This window comes from Oscillatoria sp. HE19RPO (genome assembly GCF_024220515.1).
Taxonomy (GTDB): domain Bacteria; phylum Cyanobacteriota; class Cyanobacteriia; order Cyanobacteriales; family Laspinemataceae; genus Laspinema.
Map to the genome: position 1 here is coordinate 1 of NZ_JAMXOT010000364.1, position 6,889 is coordinate 6,889.

The window sequence follows — 6,889 nt, forward strand, 5'->3', positions numbered from 1 at the left end:
AACGTTCGTTCGTAGATCAACAAAGTAGCCCCGTCAATGTCGGAGTAAATGCTTGCGCCCTCCGGAGGGCGCAAGCATTTACTCCGACACATAGCTTCCTTTCAGTTGAAAGTTTGGAGGATTTATATTTTGCAATCCCCCTAAACAATAAAGCAAACCGCAGAGGACCGGATTTGGGATACTCCTTCCTCCGGTTATGAAAAGTCATTTTTATCTTAGCCCGCGCAGGCACCGCTTCGTTTGTGTAGCCCCAGGCTTTCCTTACGGAACGCTACGCGAACAGCCTGCGGGGTTTTTGTAGGGACCCCATGCGCCTTAAACCACACAATCCCACAAAACCTCTGAAAACTTAGAAATTTTCTCCAGATTTTCTTCATTTTGTTTTCCAGGATGCATTCTGAAAATTATTTCCTGGGTAATCTCTATATAACTAAGGGCTGGATGGGCCTTCTGGGACTAAATTTCAGAATCTGCGCCGAAGGACTAGACATTTCGTTAAGAAATGTTACAATTATTCACATACGACCTTAGAAATTTAAGAAATTTTATGACAACCCCGACATTCGTACTTGCAGCCATGATTTTGGGAATCCTGTATTCATACAGAACAGCGATCGCCTTGTCTTGCCAATCCCAGCTAGAACGGGTTCCGGTTCGGGTTCCAAGCCGTCAGAAGTAAGCAAATAGCAATTCAGGGGTGAACCGACATTCCCGGATCATCCCGGATTGGCTCAGATGTGGCTATCCCAATCAAGATACCCCGGAGGACATCCCGGTGCGAAGTACCTCCGGCAGGCTAGGCGAACGGGCCAATGCAAATTGAGGGTCAAGGATACAAGCCACGAAAACGAACGTTACCCATTGAGTGAAGAAGCGCCATGAAGACTGCTCAAACTTCTACAGACTTAGTTCGCACTTACCTGCGAGAAATTGGCCGAGTTCCCCTGCTGACTCATGAGCAGGAGATTATATTGGGTAAGCAGGTTCAGCAATTGAGCCTGTTGCATGAGATGAAAGAGACCCTCACCGAACAGTTCGGTCATGAGCCGACGGATATAGAATGGTCTCAAGCGGCAGGGTTGTCCTTAGTGGAGTTGCAACAGGCGATCGAGCAAGGTGAAACCGCCAAGCGCAAGATGGTGGAAGCTAATTTGCGACTGGTGGTGTCTGTTGCCAAAAAGTATATTAAACGCAATGTCGATTTACTCGACTTAATCCAGGAAGGAACCATCGGTATGCAGCGCGGGGTGGAGAAATTTGACCCCACGAAAGGTTATCGCTTTTCGACTTACGCCTATTGGTGGATCCGTCAGGCCATTACTCGGGCGATCGCCGAGAAGGGCCGCACGATTCGCCTCCCCATTCACATTACTGAAAAACTTAACAAAATCAAGAAAGCATCTCGGGAATTATCTCAGCAACTGGGACGAACTGCCACCATTGGCGAATTAGCGGCAGAATTAGAACTCACTCCGAAGCAAATTCGCGAGTATATGGAACGCGCCAGACATCCCCTCTCCCTGGATTTACGGGTGGGGGATAACCATGATACAGAACTGAGTGAGTTGTTGGAAGATACCGGACCCTCTCCGGAAGATTTTGCCACTCATTCGGCGATGCGCGCAGATTTAGAAAAATTGATGGCGGAGTTAACGACTCAGCAGCGTGAGGTGATTGCTTTACGGTTTGGGTTGGAAGATGGACAGGCGATGACTCTTTCTAAGATAGGCGATCGGCTCAATATTAGTCGGGAGCGTGTCCGCCAAATCGAACGAGAAGCTCTCACTAAACTCCGCAAGCGCAAAGCGGATATGAATGAATATGTTGCCAGCTAATCGGGTTTCTGTTCGGTTGAGTTGAGCTTAGATGTCTCCTGTTGGTGGGAGGCATCTTTTTTTTGTGGATTTGGGAGGGAGTTTTAACCACTGATTTCACAGATTTTCACGGAGACACAGACAAGAAATCCCATACTTCTGACATCTTGTACCTGTTGCAACAACCGGCGGGGGTTCAAACCCCCGCCTAACAGAATCAAGTCGGTTGAAACCGACTGAAAACACCACTGGATAAGACTTGCAGTCGGTTTTTAACCGACGTAGGGGCGCTTCGCGAAGCGCCCCTACAAGGCCGCCAATCGTTTGAACCCCCGCCGGTGTTGAGAATGGTGCAAGATCTCAGATGCTTCCCACTTTAAAACAGCGGCAAGTCTAAGGTGAATCCAGGTAAGATGTTTTCTCCGGATAAGCGGGTAGGCAATTCAACGGTTTCTACGGGTTCAGTTGGGCGATAAATCTCGACTTGTTGGGTTTGTGGATTAATCAGCCAGCCTAATTTTAAGCCACTGTTGAGATATTCCTGCATTTTGTCTTGAAGTTGTTTTAAAGGGTCAGTCCGAGACCTCAGTTCTATGACAAAATCAGGACAGAGGGGGACAAATTTTTCCTGTTGTTCCCGGGTGAGGGCGTCCCATCGCGAATTCTCAACCCAAGCGGCATCCGGGGACCTTTTGCCTCCCTGGGGTAAGATAAATATTGTGGATGAACTAAATACTTTTCCCAGTTGAGTTTGACGGTTCCAAATTACGACATTGGCATTCAAATCCGATTCTCGATTGCCGGTGATTCCTCCAACTGGGGGCATGATGAGTAATTCTTCTTGGGCGGTTTCTTCCAGTCTCCAATTTTCATTGATTTGGCAGAGTTGATAAAATTGGTCGTCGCTGAGGTTGACGGTTTTGAGGTTTAAAGTAATGGGTTCTGAAGTCATATAGATTTATTGGGGATTTTTAACCACTGATTTCACGGATTTTCACGGAGATTTAGATTTTTTGCTCAAAAAGGGGGGAAATCTGTTGACAACCGGGGTTGACTTTGTTAAAATTATATTTATAATGGGAGGCTTTGCTGAAATTTTATTAAAGTCAACATCCCATTATGAATATAATATGACATCAAGTCAAGAATTGCAATCCCCCTCACCTTTCTTTTTTGGCCGCGCCTGAATGACAGAAAGCCGAGTTCTTTAAAAACCCGGTTTTCTATCATCTAGGTCAAGGTTTATGGGTCAGGGGAGGGATTACCCAGACCCAACCTAAACCACTTCAAAGAAATCCTGCATATCCAAAACAGCGACATCCACTCCATTCAAAATGGCGAGGAGTTCATCTCCAACAGAAATCAACGCGCCGGTGGTACTTTGAGTGAGCGTGATGTCATTAAAGGTTAACCCTTCGGCTAACCCCATTAAATCTTCTCCATCAGTGAAGTCAACAATCAAATCAACTCCGGCATCAGGGCGAATTACAAAGCGGTCATTTCCGGCCCCACCGATGAGAGTATCATTCCCTAAATCGCCCAATAGCCAGTCATTTCCAGCGCCACCGATGAGCAAATCATCATCTTTGCCGCCATAGAGAATATCATCTTCATCGCCACCCACTAAGGTATCATTCCCTTGATTGCCATAGAGGAAATTGTTGCCGGACCCGGCATAAATTAAATCATTCCCTAAATCGCCAAATAACACATCATTGTCGCTACCACCGACGAGGGTATCTTCTCCTTGTCCGCCGTGGAGGATGTTATTTCCGGCGACGGCAAATAGGAGATCATTGCCTTGATTCCCATTCATAAAATCATTGCCGGGACCGCCAACGAGGGTATCATCTCCTAAACCCCCATAGATTGCATTATTGCCTGAATTAGCAACAATATAATCATTTCCTTGTCCACCATGCACGAGGTCATCTCCGGGACCAGCATCAATGAAATCATCTCCTTGATTGCCATGAAGGATATCATTGCCTTCCAAGCCAAAAATTTGGTCGTTGCCACCTAATCCTTGGATAAATTCAGCCTCGTTGGTTCCGTTGAGGGCATCCGGTTCCGGAGTGCCAATCACCACGGGGTTTCCGGGGGTGTTATTCAAGGTGATTTCCAACGTGGGTAACGTGGGAAAGGTTATGGAGAAGTTGGAAATGTCTGGAACGTCAGCCAGAATGGATGCGACCTCGACTAGGGGAGTGCTGACTGGATTATTGACTAGCAACGGATTAAAAGAAGCTGGTCCTGGTCCGAAGATTTGAATGCCCAAGGGACTGCTTTCACCGCCAGTTCCGGAGTCATCGGTTCCGGAGTCATCAGTCCCGGAGTCATCGGTTCCTGAATCATCGGTTACTGGGTCATTGGTTCCTGGGTCATCAGTTCCCAGGTCATCCGTCCCGGAGTCACCCGTTACTGGATCATCAGTTCCGGAGTCATCGGTTACTGGGTCATCACTGCTGGTATCTACAGTTAAGGTCACCCGGGTAGAAGGCACAGACACATTCCTGGCGGCATCAGTGGCAGTGGCGGTAAAATTATACTCACCTTCAGGTAAGAGGGTTTCTGGGGTAAATGTCCAGTTCCCTTGAGCATCAGCAGTGGCTGTACCGATCGCGTTACCGTCTCGGAAGACTTCTACTGTACTTCCAGGTTCGGCAGTTCCTTCAATGATCCCGTTGGTGATATCAGCCGGGGTGATTTGAGGTGCATCGGGTGGTATGCCATCGACTAATAGGGTTGTGGTATCGCCGAAGTTGTTGAGTGTTAAGACGGCACTGATTCCATTACTATTGACAATAGTAGCTCCATCTGTTGTGAGCAGTTCTGCGCCTATTTCTATCCCGTTTAGGTCTTCATCCCCTGGGGCAATGGTGTAACGGAAGGTGTGGGTGGTAGAAGATTCCCCTGTACCCACCAAAGTGGCATTCACCCCACTCCCTGCATCCAGGGTAATGGGCAAGAAAACTTCACCGGAGATAGTCACCGCTTGTGAGAAGGTGACGATAAATTCGAGTTCTTGTCCAATTCCGTAGTTATTGGCGGTAGGAATGCTAACACCGGCAATCCGGGGTAAGGGTTCTACAATGTTGGTGCCGGTGTCGGTGTCGGTTTCAGCGTTGGTGGTGGTGCCGTTGAGAACGTGCAACTCTGTTCCGTGAGTGGCGTCTTCAGCTTCAAAATACAGATTGTTGTTGAAGACGGTGAAGCTGTTGGGGCTTGAACCATAAAGGCCGGGATGGATATCTTGTACCAGGGAGGCAGTGGTACCATCATATTGCCACAACTCTGTTCCGTGAGTGGCGTCGTAAGCTTGGAAATACAGTTTGTTGTTGAAGACGGTTAATTCCCTGGGCGATGAGCCATTACTACCGGGACGGATATCTTGTACCAGGGAGGCAGTGGTGCCATCATATTGCCACAACTCTGCCCCGTGGATACCGTCGTTAGCTTGGAAATACAGTTTGTTGTTGAAAACGTTGAAGTCGCTGGGCGATGAGTCCCTAATACCGGGACGGATATCTTGTACCAGGGAGTCAGTGGTGCCATCATATTGCCACAACTCTGCCCCGTGGATGCGGTCGTTAGCTTGGAAATACAGTTTGTCGTTGAAGATGGTGAAGTCGCTGGGCGATGCGGCGATATCTTTTACCAGGGAGGCCGTGGTGCCATCATATTGCCACAACTCTGCTTTGTTGTAGATGTTGTTAGCTGTGAAATACAGTTGGTCATTGAAAACGGTTAAGTTCTTGGGCGATGAGCCAGTAACACCGGGATGGATATCTTTTACCAGGGAGGCAGTGATGCCATCATATTGCCACAACTCTGCCCCGTGGGTGCCGTCGTTAGCTTGGAAATACAGTTTGTTGTTGAAGACGGTTAATTCCCTGGGCTGTGAGGGATTAACACCGGGATTGATATCTTTTACCAGGGAGGCAGTGGTGCCATCATATTGCCACAACTCAGCAGAGTGGATGCGGTCTCTAGCTTGGAAATATAGTTTGTTGTTGAAGACAGTTAATTCCCTGAGATATGAGCTAGCACCACCGGGAACGATATCTGCTGCCAGGGAGGCAGTGGTGCCATCATATTGCAACAATTCATCCCCGTGGATGCCGTCGAAAGCTCTGAAATACAGTTTGTTGTTGAAGACGGTTAATTCCCTGGGCGATGAGCCCAAAAAACCTGGGTTGATAACTTGTACCAGAACCACAGGACCAAGTTGCCCTGGGTAGGTGGTGAGCGTCTCTGGTGAGAGGGGGTTGTCTGGAGGGATGTTGCCGATGCTGTTTTCCAATTTCCAGTTACCGCCTAAGTCCGGGTTTCCAGTGACGGTGGTGCTGGCGGCGATATTCGCTTTGCTGATGTGGTGTAGCTGTTGCAGGAATTCGGCTCCGGCGTCACCGGCGGCAACTTGACATCCATAGAGGTACAGATGGGTGATGCCCCACTGCATCAGTTGAGGACGATATCGGGAGATGTTGTTCAGTTCTAGGGTGCTGTTGCCTAGGTAGAGGGTTCCGGGGGCCCCGTGAGAGATCAGGTGGACGGCGGTGATTTTACTCTCAACTGATTTTTCTGCCAGGAGTTTGGTAATTTGCTTGATCCCATCTGCTTCGGGTTCAAGGATCGCCACTTCAAGGTTAGGGTGGACTCCGGTGGCGAGGATGTGGTAGTTGGCAACGCCTGAATCGACGATCACCAGTTGTCGGTGGGAAACCGCACCAACTGGCTCTAATTTTTCTTGGGGAATAGGGGTTTGAGCTTTCATTGTTTGATTTTTTTGTGAGATTTTTGGGTAATCAACGTATCTTATGTACATCAGGGGAATTTAACCTACTTTAGGTTGGAGTGGTGTGACGACAATCACTTTTTTCCGCAATTCCACTCTTGACTTTTGCCTTACAATATGTATTCAATGTCAATTTCTTCTCTTAGGGAACTCCAAAAAATAAAACCTTCAAAAAACCCGCAGGCTCAAGCCTGGGGCTACACGGACAAAGCCCGCCTGCGCGGGCTAAAAGAGCCTTGTTAGGTGCGATCGCATCAAAGCAAGGATGATTTATTTG

General features: G+C 48.2%; 4 protein-coding genes. 2 read left to right on the plus strand and 2 right to left on the minus strand.

All coding sequences use genetic code 11. The features are described from left to right. Positions 1 to 547 precede the first annotated feature (547 nt). Both NG833_RS30665 and NG833_RS26695 read left to right on the plus strand, forming a co-directional pair. Complete coding sequence (locus tag NG833_RS30665; protein WP_256556175.1) at positions 548 to 679, plus strand: hypothetical protein; 132 nt, start codon at positions 548 to 550, stop codon at positions 677 to 679. A gap of 199 nt (positions 680 to 878) precedes the next feature. Continuing rightward, entirely contained in the window at positions 879 to 1,835 is a 957-nt protein-coding gene (locus NG833_RS26695) for an RNA polymerase sigma factor, RpoD/SigA family (protein WP_254568310.1), read from the plus strand. 355 nt (positions 1,836 to 2,190) lie between these two features. Here the strand turns inward: NG833_RS26695 and NG833_RS26700 are convergent, their stop codons facing one another. Together NG833_RS26700 and NG833_RS26705 are read right to left on the minus strand one after the other, a co-directional pair. Next, positions 2,191 to 2,766 carry a Uma2 family endonuclease gene (locus NG833_RS26700; RefSeq protein ID WP_254568311.1) on the minus strand — a complete coding sequence of 192 codons (576 nt, stop codon included), beginning with the start codon at positions 2,764 to 2,766 and terminating at the stop codon, positions 2,191 to 2,193. A gap of 324 nt (positions 2,767 to 3,090) precedes the next feature. Then, positions 3,091 to 6,591, minus strand: a complete 3,501-nt coding sequence (locus tag NG833_RS26705) for an ELWxxDGT repeat protein (protein ID WP_254568312.1) — start codon at positions 6,589 to 6,591, stop codon at positions 3,091 to 3,093. Between the last annotated feature and the right edge of the window lie 298 nt (positions 6,592 to 6,889).

Coding starts and splice junctions, on each gene's coding strand:
- NG833_RS30665 (WP_256556175.1), top strand. CDS start 548: ATGACAACCCCGACATTCGTACTTGCAGCCATGATTTTGGGAATCCTG.
- NG833_RS26695 (WP_254568310.1), top strand. CDS start 879: ATGAAGACTGCTCAAACTTCTACAGACTTAGTTCGCACTTACCTGCGA.
- NG833_RS26700 (WP_254568311.1), bottom strand. CDS start 2,766: ATGACTTCAGAACCCATTACTTTAAACCTCAAAACCGTCAACCTCAGC.
- NG833_RS26705 (WP_254568312.1), bottom strand. CDS start 6,591: ATGAAAGCTCAAACCCCTATTCCCCAAGAAAAATTAGAGCCAGTTGGT.